The organism is Micromonospora sp. ANENR4, from assembly GCF_015354395.1.
GTDB lineage: Bacteria > Actinomycetota > Actinomycetes > Mycobacteriales > Micromonosporaceae > Micromonospora > Micromonospora aurantiaca.
The window spans coordinates 41,067-58,334 of record NZ_JADKYQ010000004.1; the positions used below are offsets into that span (position 1 = coordinate 41,067).

Sequence of the window (17,268 nt, forward strand, 5' to 3'; positions counted from 1 at the left end):
CGACGGGGCGACGGCATGCCGACAGGCGTGGGTGACGAGCGGCGGGCGGTAGGCGGCTCCGGCGATGCGGAAGTATGGCGTGCTGGCGACTGTCGGAGGGCGGGCTTGCCGAGCCGCCCTCTCAGTCCAGCTTCGGTTGTTCGTACAGTTCGCGCGCGGACAGGTTCACCGCGCTGCCGTCGGCGAGGCGGACGGTCAGTGTGGTGATGTTGCTGCTCGACTCGTCGGGGCCCTCGGGGTACCAGGCGCCGAAGTAACCGTCGCGAAGGGTTGCCCGCGCCGTCCGTGACGAATCGCCATCCTTGGTCCGCAAGTTGATCTCCACACTCGTCACCTGTGAGCCGACGTGTCCCGCCATGATCCGGACGTAGCCTTCGTCGGTACGTAGTTGACCCCACGAGTACATCTCGACACCCCCGGCGCCGAGCCGCTCGGTGCTGGTCAGCACGGTAAGGATGCTGGTATTCCGCACGTCTCCGTTGCGATCGCGGAAGCACGTCTGGCTTCCGGCCGGCGACACGGCATTCACGTATGCGTACTCGCCGCGTCTTTCACCGATGACCACCCTTGCGACGCTCGCATCCTGGGCAGGCAGGCATTTGCTGACGAGGTCGCGTGCCTCGGCATCCGAGATCGGACTCGGCTCGGGCGTCCACGACGCAAACGCGGGACCGGCGTTGAGAAATGTCAGGGTGAAGGCGACAGCGGCGGCGAGCGCTCCGGCAGCACCGGCGATCGCCAGGCGAGGCCGGCGGTGCGGTGTGCGCGCTGGTGCTGGGCGTGGTCGCCGATCGGTGGCGACGATCCGCTCGAGCAGTTCTCGCGCGGGTTCCTGCCCGACGCGTGCGGGCACCGGGACCGCGGCAGAGCGGATCGTCTGGTTGAGGACATCGTCGTCGGTCATGCGGAGCCTCCGCGTCGTGAGGGGCCGGCCGGTGCAGGGACGTTTGTGGGTTCGCTGTTCGGCCGCTGACCGAGATGCTGACGCAGGCGGCGGCGGGCGCGCAGCAGGCGCAGACTGAACGCGGGCCGGGAAATGCCCAGTACGTGTGCTGCCTGCGGCCCGGTGAGGTCTTCGATCGCGGTCAGCGTCAGCACTTCCTGATCGGCGGGTGACAGGCGCTGCCAAGCCTTCACCAGGTCGATGCGGGTGGCCGCGAGGTCCGCCTCGGCGCTGCTCGGAGCATCGGGTTCCCGCAGGACGCGAAGCGCGAGGCTCTGCTGCCGCTGGTCGCTGCGCTGCCGGTTGTGCAGGACATTGCGGGCCACGGTGAACAGCCAGGCGCGCGCCTCGCCGAGTGATTTCGGTACTTCGTCCAAGCGGCGCCACGCTACCAAGAACGTCTCCGCGACCACGTCTTCGGCAACGGTGAGGTGTGCACGGCGTTCGACGAAGAGCAGCAAATCGTCGTACGTGGCCCCGAACAGCTCGCGGAAGGCGGAATCGGCATCCGCGGTCGTTGGATCCACACTCTTCCTCGTGTTCGGCGCGCTGCGGCTGATGGTCATTGTCGTGGCCGGTCCAAGACGAAGCCGCGGATCAGGGGTGCGAGTGGGCGCTCGACGAAGCGATGGACAAGCCAGGCTGCCGCCAGCAGCCCGAGCACGGCGCCGCCGATCAGTACCGACGCGGGGAGGTGGGTTTCCTCGTACACGTTGCGGATCACGCTGTACCCGATGCGCGGGTGCAAGAGGTAGAAGGGGTAGCTGAGTGCACCCGCGGTGGCCAGCCAGACCATCTTCACCCGGTCGGTGTAACCGAGCGCGATGACGAGCATCAAAAGGTACACCCCGGTGAGCAGCACCGGTGCCGGCCAGACGGGCACCTCGAAGCCGGGCTTCAACTCCAGGGTCCGCTCGTGCACACGCTGCAGGCTGACCAGCCACGCGGCGACCAGCAGCACCCAAAGCCATCGATCGGATCGGTTGCGGCGAAGCAGAAACAGGGTAATTCCGGCGACGAAGTACGGCGCGAAATCGGACATCACGACCTCGTCCAGGGCGGCACCCCGGAAAGCGGGCATGACCACGGCGACGGCCAGCCACACGGCAGCGAACATCTTTGCTCCCCGGTCGGTCAGCTTGGCCGCAAGAATGCACGCCGCGATCAGATAGAACCGGAGCTCGATCCAGAGGGTCCAGTACACGGTGTCGACAAGCGGCGTGTCGAGAGGCTCCGCCAGCATGGTCAGGTTGACCAGCACGTCCCACCCGTCCGGCGGAGGTGGGAAGGGCAGCCCGCCGCTGATCGGTAGCACTGTCGTCACGGCTGTCGTGGTCAGCACGCATACCCAGAACGCCGGATAGAGTCGCGCGGCGCGAGAGGCAGCGAACTCGCGAACGGTGCGTCCCCAGCCGCTCATGAGGATCACGAACCCGCTGATCAGAAAGAACGTCTCGACTCCGAGGAAGCCGTAGATCAGCACCGGTGCCGCGTCCGGCAGGAAGTATGCCGGCGGGCGTACCCCGTCCAACCTCCATGAGTCGCCGAAGTGGTATCCGGCCACGGCAAGAGCACAGACCAGCCGCAACCCGTCCAGCACGTACAACCGCGGCGCCTGCCCGGGAGGGCTGTTGACGGGCGGCGGCGTCGGCGCGCGGTCGAGCAACGCGGTCGTCATGCTCTGCTCCTGTCCTGGATACACGACTGCATCCAGGACAGACATGTGCAGCACCGCGTCAAGTGCTACAGGTGATCACCGTCACCATCCTCTGACGAAGCCGGGCCAGTATCGCGAACCAGGACGCAGCAGTCATCGACGTCGGCCGACAGCCGCCTTGATCTCACCAGCCCTCGGTATCCCGCCCGCGGCCGCAGCGGGCCTATCGTCCGATTCCGGTGGCACACCTGCGCAGCTACCGCCCGCGTATGCCCCCCTCTCAGCCGCCTCGACCGCGGATCCGGACCCGCAGCGGTGTGGGACGCCGAGTTCCATGCGCCGTCGGCGACGACGACAAGTCAGCTGGCCGTTCGACCGCCGACCAGCAACAGTGACTTGCCCACGGTTGTGCGTGCGGCAAGTGCACGGTGGGCATCAGCGGCCTGTTCCAGTGGGTAGGCGGCGCCGATCGCCGGCCGCAGCCGCCCTTCCGCAGCCCGTTCCAGCGCACGTCCCAGCAGCTCGCGCACGGTTTCCTGGTTCGGGGGACCGTCCAGTAGCGGAGCGAGCACCCGTATACCGCGGCGCGCGGCCGACTCCGGGTCCGGTGCGGCGAACCCGTCGGCGGTACCGTAGGTGACGAACCGGCCGCCGTCGGCCACCGCGCCCAAGGCGGCCGTGCCGAGCGGGCCACCCGCCCCGTCGTAGACCAACGCCGCACCGCCACCGGTCGCCTGCCGCACCCGGCGGATCCAGTCCGACCGCGTGTAATCGACGGTAGTCTCCGCGCCCAACTCGCGGGCCAGTGCCAGTTTGACGTCGCTGGATGCGGCGGCGACCACCCGGGCGCCGGCATCGACGGCCAACTGCACCAGTAGCGAGCCGGCTCCACCGGCAGCCGCTGAGACCAGCACCCATTCTCCCTTCTCCGGCCTGCCCAGCCGGTCCAGGCTGAGCGCGGTCACGCCGTCGTGCACCAGCGCGGCCGCCACCTCGATGGCCAGTCCGTCGGGCACCGGCATGGTCTCCTCGACGTCCGCGACGATCCGTTCGGCGTAACCGGTGCTGGTCCGTACAACCACACGGCGACCGATCCATGCCCGGTCTACCCCTTCGCCGGTCTCCACCACCGTGCCCGCTCCTCCGCCACCCGGCACGTACGGCAACGTCCGCGGGAAGAGGTCCTGGCCCCAGCCGCTGCGCAGCAGGGTGTCGAGGAGAATGACGTCTGCCGCAGCCATACCGACGACGACCTGGCCGGGTTCGGGTACCGGGTCGGGCAGTTCCGTGGGACACAGCACCTCCGGACCACCGAACACGGCCACCTGTATTGCGCGCATCTGTAGCACCCCTTGCATGGGACAGCGTCCCGGCCAGTGTTCAAGCTGAAGCTTGGTTGAGGTCAAGGCACGTGCTGAGGCGGGGCTGACCCAGGTCACCACTACCAATTGATTCCGTGCGTTCTCTTGCTTCGATTCGGTCGCTCAACCTGCTTCCGAGGTACCGGATGGTCTGATCGGGGCACATGCGCGAGACATGAGCCGTGGCAACGGCGACAGAGTTACCTGACGGCGGAGAGCCCGACTCAAGACCGAGCACCCTCTCAGGCCGCTTCGCCACCCTCAAGACCGAACTGGTCTGCACCCGGGCACGGCCATCCCGTCACGAACGGGAGATGAGGTCTTCCCGTACATCGAAGGCTTTCTTGGGCCGCGCCGCGTCGATGCATCCAAGGGTGGGTCGATCTCCATTGAGCTCTTTCGGCAAATTCCTGCATTCCCTGCGGGGGTTCCGTCCTACTGGTTGCAGCGCGACTCAGCCAGGGCGCACAGGGAGGGGCTCGATCCTGAAGATCGTCGTCATCGGTGGCAGCGGGCTCATCGGCTCCAAGCTCGTGAAGATCCTCGGCGGCCAGGGCCACGAGGCGGTGCCGGCGTCGCCGAAGACCGGCGTGAACACACTGAACGGCGAGGGAGTGGCGGACGTGCTCTCCCGTGCCGACGCCGTCGTCGACGTGTCGAACTCGCCGTCGCTCGAGAGCGGCGCCGCCCTGTAGTTCTTCGAGACGTCCACCCGGAACCTTCTCGCCGCTGCTGCGGACGCCGGGGTGGGTCACTACGTGGTCTTCTCGGTTGTGGGCTCCGAACGGCTTCCGGACAGCGGTTACATGCGGGCGAAGATCGCCCAGGAGAAGCTCGCCTCGCGCCGGTGCTCATCCAGCCGATGGCGCCGCCGCGACCGGCGTCGGGCCGCTGTCCGGGCGTGGACGAGAGGGGCGCCGACGGCCTCCTTCCGAGAGGGCCGCGCCACCCGCTCCGAAACTTTCGGCGCTCGTCCGGTCGGAAATCCACCCTGCCGTCAAGCGCTCTCCCTGGCAGCGCGCCTGTTGACGGATGGCGGGGCAGTTAGTAGCCTCAGCGCACAAAATCATGGCATATAAATATCTCGATAAGTTTCGGAGGCGGCGAGCGCACTGACGACGGGACGACGACTGACCCGTCGGTGCGGCCACTCGTCGGCTTCTGCCTGCGTGCCCTGCGCCGGCGAGAACCCCCACCACCGCCGCTCACGATCACACCGCTGGAGGGCCGTTGAAACGCGTCCGGACCACCACCACAGCCGTCATGGCCGCCGTCGTGCTCCTCCTCGCCGGCTGTGGCGGATCAGACGGCGAGTCCGACTCGAAGACCTTCGAGTTCTGGTCGTTCGCCAACATCAACCAGAAGGCCGACGTCGACGTCTACACCAAGGCGCACCCGGATGTGCGCGTCAAGCTCACCGAGGTGGGCACCACGACCGAGACCGCGCAGGCGCTCACCGCCGCGCTGGCCGGTGGGAAGGTGCCTGACCTGGTGCTGATCCAGGCCGACGACCTGCCGAAGTTCATGCAGTCTCCGGACAACTTCGTCGATCTCACCACGCTGGGCGCGAACGACATCAAGGGCAACTATCTCGACTGGGTGATGGCGCAGTCGACGACGAAGGACGGCAAGATCATCGGTGTGCCGACCGACGTCGGCGGCTTGGCGGTGGCCTACCGTACGGATCTGTTCAAGGCGGCCGGCCTGCCCACCGACCGGGAGTCGGTCTCCAAGCTCTGGCCGACGTGGGACGAGTTCATAAACGTCGGCAAGACGTACGTCCAGAAGACCGGCAAGCCGTTCGTGGACAACACGCCGACCAGCGTCTTCTTTCAGGCGGTCAACCAGGGCAGTCAGCGCTACTACAGCGCCGACCGCCAGCTGGACTACGACAACGAGCAGGTCAAGGCGGCGTTCGACGTGACGCTGAAGGCCTTCGGTGCGGGCATCTCCGCCAAGCAGGGGTCGTTCTCGTCCGGCTGGACCGCGGCGATGAAGAAGGGCGACTACGCGGTGGTGTGCTCACCGTCGTGGATGCTCAGCCAGATGAAGACGAACGCCCCCGAGACGAACGGGAAGTGGGACATCGCCACCATCCCCGGTGGCTCGGGGAACTGGGGCGGCAGCTTCCTCGCCATCCCCAAGCGCGCCAAGAACGCGAAGGCGGCGTGGAACTACATCTCCGAGATGCAGTCGCCGAAGGGGCAGCTGGACCACTTCCTGATGCAGGGGTCGCTGCCCACCACCCCGTCGGTCTACACGGACCCGCAGCTGGTCGGGAAGACCGACCCGTTCTTCAGCAACGCACCGATTGGCAAGATCTACACCCAGTCGGTGCTGGGAATCAAGCCCTTCTACTTCGGTCCGCAGGACGGCCCCATCGGCACCGAGTTCCTCAACACGCTCACCAGTGTCGAGCAGGGCAAGGTGGACCCGGCGAAGGCCTGGGACACCGCGCTGACGAACGTCAAGAACGCCGTACGCGAATGACCGAGGGCTGATGCGCGGCGGCCGGGTACCGCCCGGCCGCCGCCCATCGGGAGGGTGACGCTTTGACCACCATGCTCGGCCCGGCCCCGGCACCACCGGACGTCCGGAGGCCCGCTCGCAACAGGCGGATCCAGCAGGGCGTACGGGAGTTCCTGGCGCCGTACGCGTACATCTCGCCGTTCTTCGTGCTCTTTTTGATCTTCGGCCTCTTCCCGCTGCTGTTCACCTTCTACATCTCGCTGTTCGACTGGGATCCGATCGGTGAGCACCGTTTCGTGGGGCTGGACAACTTCTCCGAACTGCTGGACGACCCCCGTTTCTGGGGGGCGCTGCGGAACACGTTCAGCATCTGGGTGCTGTCGACGGTGCCGCAGTTGCTCCTGGCGCTCGGCCTGGCGCACCTGCTCAACCACGCGCGGCTGCGGCTGGCCGCCCTGTTCCGGATGTCGGTGCTCGTTCCCTACGTCACCTCGGTGGCGGCCACGACGATCGTCTTCGCCCAGATGTTCGACAGGGACTACGGCATGATCAATTGGTTCCTGGGACTGCTGGGCTTCGAGCACATCGACTTCACGGCGTCGCTGTGGGGCAGTCACATCATGATCGCCACGATGATCGCCTGGCGCTGGACCGGATACAACACACTGCTGTACCTCGCCGCGCTGCAGGCGGTGCCGCGGGAACTGTACGAGGCCGCCGCCGCCGACGGCGCGAACGGCTGGAAGCAGTTCCTGCACATCAGCATCCCGTCGTTGCGGCCGATCATCGCGTTCACCGTCGTGACGTCGACCATCGGCGGGCTGCAGGTCTTCACCGAGCCGCTGCTGGCCAACCCGGTCGGCGGCCTCACGTGCGGGGCGGCACGGCAGTGCCAGACCGTCACCCTCTACCTCTACGAGCAGTCCTTCGGGCAGTTCCACTTCGGCTACGGCGCGGCGGTCGGCGTCGCGCTCTTCGTCATCGTGGTGGTGTTCTCCGGACTCAACTACCTGCTGACCACCCGCATCCGTTCGGAGCGCCCATGAAGCCCGTACCCCCGACCGCCGCGCCCCGGCGGGCCCGGCGGCGCCAGGCCAACCGCGTCCCGATCCCGGTGTACGCGCTGCTGACCCTCATGGCGCTCGCCAGCGTCTTCCCGCTCTACTGGATGTTCGTGGTGGCGACGACGGACTCCGCCACCGCGACGACTCTGCCTCCGACCCTCACACCCGGCGGCAACTTCCTGCACCTGGCCGAGCTGGTCTTCACCATCGTGCCGTTCGTGCAGTCCCTGCTGAACAGCCTCATCGTCGCCGGCACGATCGCCGTGGGTCAGGCGGTGCTCTGCGCGCTGGCCGGCTTCGCCTTCGCCAAGCTGTCCTTCCCGGGCCGTAACACGCTGTTCCTCATCGTCGTGCTGACCATGACGGTGCCGGCGCAGCTGGCAGTGGTGCCGCAGTACCTGATCATCTCCCAGTTGGACTGGGTGGACAGCCTCCAGGCGGTGATCGTTCCCGGGCTGGTCAGCGCGTTCGGCATCTTCTGGATGCGCCAGCACATCGGCAGCACCATCGACGACGAGCTGATGCAGGCGGCGCGGGTGGACGGCGCGACCACCTGGCAGATCTTCTGGCGGATCGCCTTCCCGTTGGTCCGCCCGGCGGCGTACGTGCTGGGGCTGTTCACGTTCGTCTACGCGTGGAACGACTTCCTGTGGCCGTTCATCGTGTTGAAGTCGCCGGAGAACTACACCGTCCAGATCGCCATCAAGGCACTGCAGCAGAACCGGGACATCGATCTGGGCCTGGCCATGTCCGGTTCCTTCCTGGCCACCATTCCGCTGCTGGTGCTGTTCGTCTTCGTCGGGCGCCGTCTGGTGCAGGGGATCATGGAAGGCGCGTTCAAGGGGTGAGGGATGACGAGCCTCCGCCGCCGACTGACCGGCCGGCTCCGGAGTGCCCGCCGCAGCCCGTACCCCGTCACCGTGCGGCGCGGGCTGCGGGTGCCGATGGACGACGGCGTCGAGCTGGTCGCCGACCTCTACCTGCCCGCCGGCCCGGTGGAACCGCCGCTGCCCACGATCGTCGTCCGCTCGCCGTACGGCCGGCACGGCTCGCTCACAGACGCGCCGGCGCTGGCCGGCGAGGGGTTCACGGTGCTGGTGCAGAGCTGCCGCGGTACCGGTGGCTCGGGTGGCAGCTTCCGCCCCCAGCTCGACGAGCAGCGTGACGGCATGGCCACCCACCGGTGGGTACGCCGCCAGCACTGGTTCACCGGCACCGTCGCGACGTACGGCGAGAGCTACCTCGGCTACACCCAGTGGGCGGTGGCGGGACGGATGTGCCGGGACGACCCCGCCAACGCCCCTGACGCCCTGTGCCTGAACGTGACGATGGCCGACTTCGGCGCGGTCACCTGGACCAATGGCGCCTTCTCGCTGGGCGGCTCGCTCGGCTGGTCGCGTCTGATGGCCCTGCGGGGCATGCGCGGCGCCCTGGTCCGGGCGCGGCTCGCGCGGCGGCCGGACCGGAAGCTGGCCGAAGCGTTCGACGTCCTGCCGCTGTCGCGCGGCGACTCCACCGTGGCGGGCCACCCGATCGGCTGGTACCAGGACTGGTTGACGCACGAGCAGCTCACCGACGACTACTGGACCCGGCAGTCGCACACCGCGTCGGTGCCCGACGTGACAGCGCCCGTCTACATGGCCACCGGCTGGTACGACCTGTTCCTCCCCTGGCAGCTGCGCACCTACGCCCAACTGGTCGCGGCCGGTCGCCCGCCCCGGCTGACCATCGGCCCGTGGGGCCACCGCAGCGATCAGAGCCCGTTCCTCGCCGAGTCGATCGCGTTCCTCAAGGAACACTTCGCCGGCGTACCGGCGGCCCGGCCCGCGCCCGTGCGCGCCTTCCTGACCGGCGCGGACCAGTGGCACGACCTGCCCGCGTGGCCGCCGCCGGGCACCGCCGTGCGGCGGTGGTACCTGCACCGGTCCGGACTGCTCGACCCGGCCGTCCCCGACGGCGGCGGCACCCGCTACACCTACGATCCCGACCGGCCCACACCCGCGGTCGGTGGCCCCGGCCTGGGCCCGTCCTGCGGGCCGGTCGACAACAGCGCCCACGAACGCCGTAGCGACGTGGTCGTCTTCGGCAGTCCACCGCTGGATCACGCCGTCGTCCTCGCCGGGGAGCCGATCGCTCGGGTCCGGTTCCGCTCGACGGCGGCCGGCGCGGACGTGTTCGTCCGGATCTGCGACGTGCACCCCGACGGCCGCTCGATGAGCGTGTGCGACGGCATCCGCCGCATCGGCGGCGTCGGCACCGCGGCCACCGACCCGCGACCTCGTGAGGACGGTTTCGTCGAGTTGGACGTGCCGCTGTGGCCGGCGTTCCACCGCTTCGCCGCCGGCCACCGCATCGCCGTGCAGGTCAGCTCCGGAGCGCATCCGCGCTACGCCCGCAACCCCGGCACCGGCGAACCCGCCGCCACCGCGACCACCACCGTACGGGCGCAGCAGGAGATCTCCCACGGCGGCGCCCACCCGTCCGCGATCGACCTGCCGGTATGGACGTGAACGGGCGCGGACGCGCCGCCGAAGACATCTCCATCAGTCGACGAGGAGGCTCCCCGGATGGCATCCGTGTTCCATGTGGCGATCACCGGTTCGGATCGCGCCGACGGCTGCGCCGAGCGGCCCTTCCGGACGATCAACCGGGCGGCGGGCGTAGCGCAGCCCGGTGACACGGTGGTGGTGCACGCGGGGGAGTACCGCGAGTGGGTGAAGCCACGCCACGGCGGTCTCAGCGACTCCCGCCGCATCACCTACGAGGCGGCGCCCGGCGAGCACGTGGTGATCAAGGGATCGGAACGCGTCACCGGCTGGGAGCCGCTCGGCGGGACCGTGTGGCGGGCGGTCGTCGACAACGCCGTGTTCGGCTCGTTCAACCCGTTCGCCGAGGAGGTGACCGGCGACTGGATCGTCTACCGCCCGGGTGCGCCACGGCGGCACCTCGGCGACGTCTACCTGAACGGCCTGAGCTTCTTCGAGGTGGGGAGCCGGGCGGAGGTCGACGATCCGCCCCGGCGCATCGAGGTCGTCGACGACTGGACCAGGCTGCCCCGTCCGGTAGGCGATCCCGACCGGACCCGGCTCGTCTGGTACGCCGAGGTCGGTGAGCGGACGACGATCTGGGCCAACTTCCAGGGTGCCGACCCGAACGCGGAACTCGTCGAGATCAACGTACGCCGCAGCGTCTTCTACCCGGACCAGCCGCACCTGGACCACATCACCGTCCGTGGCTTCGAGCTGGCGCACGCGGCCAGCCCGTGGGCGCCGCCGACCGCCGACCAGCCGGGACTGATCGGGCCGGGCTGGGCGAAGGGATGGGTCATCGAGGACAACGTGATCCACGACGCCAAGTGCGCGGCGATCTCGATCGGGAAGGAGGGGTCGACCGGGCGGAACTTCTCGGCTCTGCGCGGTGACAAGCCGGGCTACCAGTACCAGGTGGAGTCGGTCTTCGCGGCCCGCCGGATCGGGTGGGACCGGGAGCACATCGGCTCGCACGTGATCCGCCGCAACACGATCTACGACTGCGGCCAGAACGCGATAGTGGGTCACCTGGGATGCGCGTTCTCCACCATCGAGGACAACCACATCCACCGCATCGGCGTGAAGCGCGAGTTCTACGGGTACGAGATCGCCGGCATCAAGCTGCACGCCGCCATCGACGTGGTGATCCGGCACAACCGGATCCACGACTGCTCGCTCGGCACCTGGCTGGACTGGCAGGCACAGGGCACCCGGCTCTCCCGCAACGTCTACCACGACAACTCCCGGGACCTCTTCGTCGAGGTCAGCCACGGCCCCTACCTGGTCGAGCACAACATCTTCGGCTCGCCCGCCGCGCTGGAGCTGTTCAGCCAGGGCGGCGCCTTCGTCTGCAACCTGATCTGCGGCACCGTGCGGCTGGAGCCGGTGCTGGACCGCGCGACGCCGTACCACCTGCCGCACAGCACCCAGGTGGCCGGCTACGCGGTGATCTACGGCGGCGACGACAGGTACGTGGGGAACCTCTTCCTGGGCGGCGACCCGGGCGCGGCCTACGGTGCGGGCGCGGAGGGCGAAGGGCCGCCGCTGGCCGGCACCGCCGGATACGACGGGCATCCGGCGTCGTTCGCCGAGTACCTGGCCCGCCTCGCCGACCAGCCGCCGAGCGACCAGCAGAAGTACGTCGAGGTGAGACAACCGGTGTACGCCCGCGCGAACGCCTACGCCGCCGGGGCCCGGCCGTTCGAGGGTGAGCACGAGCCACTGGTGCTGGGCGCCGCGTCGGCGGCAGTCGTGGACGAGGGCGACGCGGTCTGGCTCGTCACCGACCTCCCGCAGGCGTTCGACGAGGCCCGCATCGGTGTGGTCACCGGCCGGGACCTGGAACGGGTCCGGTGCGCCGACGCGGAGTTCGAGGAGCCGGACGGCAGCCCCGCCGTGATGGACGTCGACCTCACGGGCGAGCCCCGGCAACCCGGGCGGGACGGCGCCGTCGGCCCGATCGCGGGCCTCGCGTCCGGTCCACGCCGTACACGCGTGTTCTGACGGCGGACCCGCGCGTGCGCGGACGGGGACGGTGGCGCCGACCGGCGCCACCGTCCCCGTCGAACTCAGCCGCGTGCGGCCCAGTCGCCCAGGGCCCAGTCGCGGACCTCGGGCATGTCCTCCAGGTGCTCCACCACGTACGCCTCGTGGCGGTCGAGCTGACTGCGGCACCACGCCTTGAGGTCCGCCGCACCGCGCGGCAGCCGCTTGGCGTTGTTGATGGCGTCCATCACGAGGTGGTACCGCGACGCCTTGTTGCGCACCGTCATGTCGAACGGGGTGGTGGTCGTGCCCTGCTCGATGAAGCCGCGCACGCGGAACCGGTCCGCGTCCGGGCGGCCGTGGACGAGCTGGTGGATCGCGCCGGGGTAGCCGTGGAAGGAGAAGACCACGTCGACGTCGTCGGTGAACAGCTCGGTGAACAGGGTCTCGCTCATGCCGTGCGGGTGGTCCTTGGGCCGGACCAGGGTCATCAGGTCGACCACGTTGACGACGCGCACCTTCAGACCGGGCAGCCGGTCGCGCAGGATCTGCGCCGCCGCGACCGTCTCCATGGTGACGACGTCGCCGGCGCAGGCGAGGACGATGTCGGGGTCGCTGGTGCCGTCGTCGGTGCCGGCCCACTCCCAGATCCCCGCCCCGCGCGCGCAGTGTTCGATCGCCTCGTCCATCGAGAGGTACTGCAACTGCGGCTGCTTGTCGATGACGATCAGGTTGATGTACGACCGCGACCGGAAGCAGTGGTCGGCCACCGACAGCAGGGTGTTGGCGTCCGGCGGCAGGTAGACCCGGGCGACGTCGCCGCGCTGGGTGAGCACCACCTGGATCAGGCCCGGGCCCTGGTGGGAGAAGCCGTTGTGGTCGTTGCGCCACGCCGTCGAGGTGAGCAGCACGTTGAGGCTCGGCACCTTCGCGCGCCACGGCAGGTGCTTGGCCTCCTGTAGCCACTTGCCGTGCTGCACCGTCTGGGAGGCGCTGACCATGGCGAATGCCTCGTAGGTGGCGAACATGCCGTGCCGGCCGGTCAGGTTGTAGCCCTCCAGCCAACCGTGGCAGTTGTGCTCGCTGAGCACCTCCATGACCCGGCCGTCGCGGCTGATCGCCACGTCCTCCGGCGTCACCCGCTCCATGAAGGCGCGGTCGGAGACGTCGAAGACGCCGCCGAGGCGGTTGCTGTTCGTCTCGTCCGGACAGAACAACCGGAACCGGTCGGCGTTGCGGGCGTAGATGTCGCGCATCATCTCGCCCAGCTTGCGCGTCGACTCGGCCCGCTGCTGCGCCGGCTGGGACACCTCGATCGCGTAGGAACGGAAGTCCGGCAGGTCCAGGTCCCGGGTGAGCAGCCCGCCGTTCGCGTGCGGGCTGGCGCTCATCCGCAGGTCGCCGTCGGGGGCCTGGTCCCGGACCAGCGCCACGGGCGCGCCGGTGGAGTCGAACAGTTCCTCCGGACGGTACGACCTGAGCCAGCGCTCCAGCAGCGCGAGGTGCTCCGGATTGTCCTTCACGCCGGACAGCGGCACCTGGTGGGAGCGCCACGTCCCGGTGACGGTGACCCCGTCGACGGTGTCCGGCCCGGTCCAGCCCTTCGGCGACCGCAGGACGATCAGCGGCCAGGTCGGACGCGTACCGTCCCAGGAGCCGTCCCGGGCGGCGGTCTGGATGTCGCGGATCCTCGTCCAGGCGGTGGCCAGGGCGGCGGCGAAGCGGTGGTGCATGCCGGGCAGGTCGGAGCCCTCGACCTCGATGACGTCGTAACCGTGGCCCCGCAGCAGGTGGCGTACCTCCTCGGGGTCCTTGCGCCCCAGCACGGTGGGCCCGGAGATCTTGGCGTCGTTGAGGTGCAGGATCGGCAGGACCGCGCCGTCGCGCTCGGGGTTGAGGAAGGACACGCCCTTCCAGGAACCCTCCAGGGGCCCGGTCTCGGCCTCGCCGTCGCCCACCACCGCGATGGCCAGCAGGTCCGGGTTGTCCATGACCGCGCCGAACGCGTGGACCAGGACGTAGCCCAGCTCACCGCCCTCGTGAATGGAACCCGGGGTGGTCACCGACACGTGCGACGGGATACCGCCGGGGCTGGAGAACTGCCGGAACAGGCGCAGCATCCCGGTCTCGTCCTGGCTGACGTCCGGGTAGATCTCGCTGTAGGTGCCCTCCAGGTAGCCGGCGGCCACCAGTGCCGGCCCGCCGTGACCCGGACCGGCCAGGTAGATCGCCTGCTGGCCGGTGCGCCGGATCAGCCGGGAGACGTGCGCGTAGATCAGCGACAGGCCGGGGCTGGTTCCCCAGTGGCCGAGCAGGCGCGGCTTGATGTGCTCGGCCGCCAGGGGCTCGCGCAGCAGTGGGTTGCCCTGCAGGTAGATCTGACCGATGGTCAGGTAGTTGTTCGCCCGCCACCACGCGTCCAGACGGGCGAGTTCGGTGTCGTCGAGTTCGGCGAGCGTACGGAGTTCGGATTCGACCGCGGTCACCGTGCTTCCCTTCCACTGATCTCGTCTTGTCCGGACCTAGCCTAGGCCCGGCGGCGCCCGGCCACGGGGGGCCGCGGGCCGGAAGCCGAGGGACCTTCGGCCCTCGCCGGCGGCCGTCGCGCACCGCCGGGCCCCTCCTGGGCGAGGCGGCGGTCACCGCCGGGATCAGCCGGCGGTCGCCGGTCCGTAGTAGGCGGCGCGCATCAGTTCCTGCATGTCGTCGAGCATCGGCATCCGGGGGTTCGCCGGCGCGCACTGGTCCTCGTACGCGTTCAGCGCCTGCTGCGGCAGCGCCGCGAGGAAGGCCTGCTCGTCCACGCCGACCGCCGCGAACGACGGCTCGATGCCGACCTCGTCGCGCAGGCGCTCGATCGCCGTGGCCAGAGCTTCGACCGCTTCGGCGTCGGTCGCCGCGGGGAGCCCGAGGGTACGGGCGATGTCGGCGAAGCGTTGCGGCGCCCGGTAGGTCTCGTACCGGGGCCAGCCGGTGAGCTTGCTCGGCACGGTGCCGTTGTACCTGATGACGTGCGGGAGCAGGATCGCGTTGGTGCGCCCGTGTGCGACGTGGAAGGTGGCACCCAGGGTGTGCGACATGGCGTGCACGATGCCGAGGAAGGCGCTGCCGAACGCCATGCCGGCGATCGTCCCGGCGTTGTGCATCTTCTCGCGGGCCACCGGATCGGCGGCGCCCTGGTGGACGGCCCGGGCGAGGTTGCCGAAGATGAGCCGGACGGCATGCAGGGCCAGCCCGTCGGTGAAGTCGTTGGCGTAGACGGACACGTACGACTCGATCGCGTGGGTCAGCGCGTCGAAGCCGCTGTCCGCGGTGACCACCGCCGGCAGGTCGGCGGCCAGGACCGGGTCGACGATCGCCACGCTCGGCGTGAGGGCGTAGTCGGCGAGCGGGTACTTCTTGCCCGACGCGGTGTCGGTGATGACCGCGAACGGGGTGACCTCGGCTCCGGTGCCGGAGGTGGTCGGGATGCAGACGAGCTGGGCCAGCGCGCCGAGGGTGGGGAACTTGAAGGCACGTTTGCGGATGTCGAAGAACTTCTCCCGCAGATCGGCGAAGACCACCTCGGGGTGCTCGTAGCGCAGCCACATCACCTTGGCGGCGTCCATCGCCGAACCCCCGCCGAGCGCGATGATGGTGTCCGGGCGGAACGAGCGCATCGACTCGGCGCCCCGGTCGACGGTACGCACGCTGGGCTCCGGCTCGACGTCGTCGATGATCTGCAGGGCCACCTGCTCGCGGCGGCGGTGCAGCACGGACGACACGCGGTCCACGTACCCCAGTCTGGTCATGGTGTGGTCGGTAACCACGGTGACCCGGTGCACGTCGGGCATGTCGGCGAGGTAGCGGATCGCGTTCGGCTCGAAGTAGATCTTCGGCGGAACTTTGAACCACTGCAGGTTGTTCGTCCGCCGGGCCACCCGCTTGATGTTGATGAGGTCGACAGCCGTGACGTTGTGCGACACCGAGTTGTGGCCGTAGCTTCCGCAGCCCAGCGTCAGCGACGGCAGGAAGGCGTTGTACATGTCGCCGATGCCGCCCTGCGAGGCCGGCGCGTTCCAGATGATCCGGACGGCCTTGACCCGGCGGCCGTACGCCTCGGCCAGGTCGGCGTCCCGCGTGTGGATGACGGCGCTGTGACCCAGGCCGTCGAACTCGACCATCTGCTCGGCGTACCCGAAGGCCTGGTCGTGACCGGTGGCGGGCAGCAGGGCGAGCACCGGGCAGAGCTTCTCCCGGGTCAGCGGCTCGGCCGGGCCGACCCGGTCGACCGGGACCAGGATGATCGAGGTGTCCGGGGCGACCGGGAATCCGGCGTGTTCGGCGATCCAGGTCACCGGCTGCCCGACCACGTCCGGGTTGAGCTTCCCGGAGCCGAAGAGCAGCTTCTCCAGCAGCGACTTCTCCTCCGGTGTCGCGATGTGGGCGTGCAGTCGCCGGAACTCGGCGAGGGCGGCCGGCCGGATCGGGTCGTCGATGATGACGGCCTGCTCGGAGGCGCAGATCATGCCGTTGTCGAACGCCTTCGACAGCACCACGTCGTTCACCGCGCGGGCCACGTCGGCCGACGCCTCGATGTACGCGGGGACGTTGCCGGCGCCGACACCGAGCGCCGGTTTGCCGGTGGAGTAGGCGGCCCGGACCATCGCGTTGCCGCCGGTCGCCAGGACCACCGAGACGGCGGGATGCCGCATCAGCTCGTTCGTCGCGGCCACCGACGGCTCGTCGATCCACTGGATGCAGTGCTCCGGCGCCCCGGCGGCGACGGCGGCGTCGCGGACAGTGCGGGCCGCCTCCGCGCTGCAGCGCTGCGCCGCCGGGTGGAAGGCGAAGATCACCGGATTGCGGGTCTTGAGGGCCAGCAGCGCCTTGAAGATGGTGGTCGAGGTCGGGTTCGTCACGGGCGTCACGGCGGCCACCACGCCCACCGGCTCGGCGATCTGGGTGATGCCGGTGATGTCGTCCTGCGCGATCACCCCGACGGTACGGATGTCGGCCATGTGGTTGGTGACGTGCTCGCAGGCGAAGATGTTCTTCACCGCCTTGTCCTCGAACACGCCGCGGCCGGTCTCCTCGACCGCCAGCATCGCGAGTTCGGCGTGCCGGCCGAGCGCGGCCACCGACGCCTTCTTCACGATCTCGTCGACCTGTTCCTGGCCGTAGGAGTCGTAGCGGGCCAACGCCGTGAGACCGTTCTCCACCAGGGTTCCGATCATGCTTCCGCCCTCCACCGGTCCGTCACCTCGAACCTAGATCCGCG

Annotated in this window: 12 protein-coding genes; 6 read left to right on the plus strand and 6 right to left on the minus strand. The window is 69.3% G+C overall.

Annotation, left to right across the window (positions count from 1 at the left end; translation table 11 throughout):
• Window positions 1-121: 121 nt before the first annotated feature.
• From IRY44_RS08380 to IRY44_RS08395, 4 genes are all read right to left on the minus strand, one after another.
• Window positions 122-904, minus strand: coding sequence for a hypothetical protein (locus tag IRY44_RS08380; RefSeq protein ID WP_194799874.1), 783 nt, complete (start codon window positions 902-904; stop codon window positions 122-124).
• Window positions 901-1,509 (minus strand): RNA polymerase sigma factor, encoded by a 609-nt coding sequence (locus tag IRY44_RS08385; protein ID WP_194799875.1) that lies wholly within the window; start codon window positions 1,507-1,509, stop codon window positions 901-903. The genes IRY44_RS08380 and IRY44_RS08385 overlap by 4 nt, the downstream gene beginning before the upstream one ends.
• A complete protein-coding gene (locus IRY44_RS08390; RefSeq protein WP_194799876.1) occupies window positions 1,506-2,621 on the minus strand; it encodes an acyltransferase in 1,116 nt (371 codons plus the stop codon). Before IRY44_RS08390 ends, IRY44_RS08385 begins: the two co-directional genes overlap by 4 nt.
• Window positions 2,622-2,959: 338 nt before the next feature.
• Window positions 2,960-3,940: a zinc-binding dehydrogenase gene (locus IRY44_RS08395; protein ID WP_194799877.1), complete on the minus strand. Its 981-nt coding sequence runs from the start codon at window positions 3,938-3,940 to the stop codon at window positions 2,960-2,962.
• A gap of 410 nt (window positions 3,941-4,350) precedes the next feature.
• On the opposite strand from IRY44_RS08395, the gene IRY44_RS30640 reads away from it, so the two are divergent.
• The 6 genes from IRY44_RS30640 to IRY44_RS08425 all read left to right on the plus strand — a co-directional run bounded on the left by IRY44_RS30640 (window position 4,351) and on the right by IRY44_RS08425 (window position 12,026).
• Complete coding sequence (locus IRY44_RS30640) at window positions 4,351-4,656, plus strand: hypothetical protein (RefSeq protein ID WP_228531751.1); 306 nt, start codon at window positions 4,351-4,353, stop codon at window positions 4,654-4,656.
• Window positions 4,657-5,191: 535 nt separating this feature from the next.
• Complete coding sequence (locus IRY44_RS08405; protein ID WP_228531752.1) at window positions 5,192-6,451, plus strand: ABC transporter substrate-binding protein; 1,260 nt, start codon at window positions 5,192-5,194, stop codon at window positions 6,449-6,451.
• 71 nt (window positions 6,452-6,522) lie between these two features.
• Window positions 6,523-7,476: a carbohydrate ABC transporter permease gene (locus IRY44_RS08410; protein ID WP_194800120.1), complete on the plus strand. Its 954-nt coding sequence runs from the start codon at window positions 6,523-6,525 to the stop codon at window positions 7,474-7,476.
• Window positions 7,473-8,342 (plus strand): carbohydrate ABC transporter permease, encoded by an 870-nt coding sequence (locus IRY44_RS08415; protein WP_194799878.1) that lies wholly within the window; start codon window positions 7,473-7,475, stop codon window positions 8,340-8,342. Before IRY44_RS08410 ends, IRY44_RS08415 begins: the two co-directional genes overlap by 4 nt.
• Before the next feature lie 3 nt (window positions 8,343-8,345).
• Window positions 8,346-10,004, plus strand: coding sequence for a CocE/NonD family hydrolase (locus IRY44_RS08420; protein WP_194799879.1), 1,659 nt, complete (start codon window positions 8,346-8,348; stop codon window positions 10,002-10,004).
• A 57-nt stretch (window positions 10,005-10,061) separates the two neighbouring features.
• Window positions 10,062-12,026: a right-handed parallel beta-helix repeat-containing protein gene (locus tag IRY44_RS08425; protein ID WP_194799880.1), complete on the plus strand. Its 1,965-nt coding sequence runs from the start codon at window positions 10,062-10,064 to the stop codon at window positions 12,024-12,026.
• Between the two features lie 65 nt (window positions 12,027-12,091).
• Here the strand turns inward: IRY44_RS08425 and IRY44_RS08430 are convergent, their stop codons facing one another.
• Window positions 12,092-14,494, minus strand: a complete 2,403-nt coding sequence (locus tag IRY44_RS08430; RefSeq protein ID WP_194799881.1) for a phosphoketolase — start codon at window positions 14,492-14,494, stop codon at window positions 12,092-12,094.
• A gap of 165 nt (window positions 14,495-14,659) precedes the next feature.
• Complete coding sequence (gene adhE, locus IRY44_RS08435; protein WP_194799882.1) at window positions 14,660-17,224, minus strand: bifunctional acetaldehyde-CoA/alcohol dehydrogenase; 2,565 nt, start codon at window positions 17,222-17,224, stop codon at window positions 14,660-14,662.
• Window positions 17,225-17,268 lie beyond the last annotated feature (44 nt).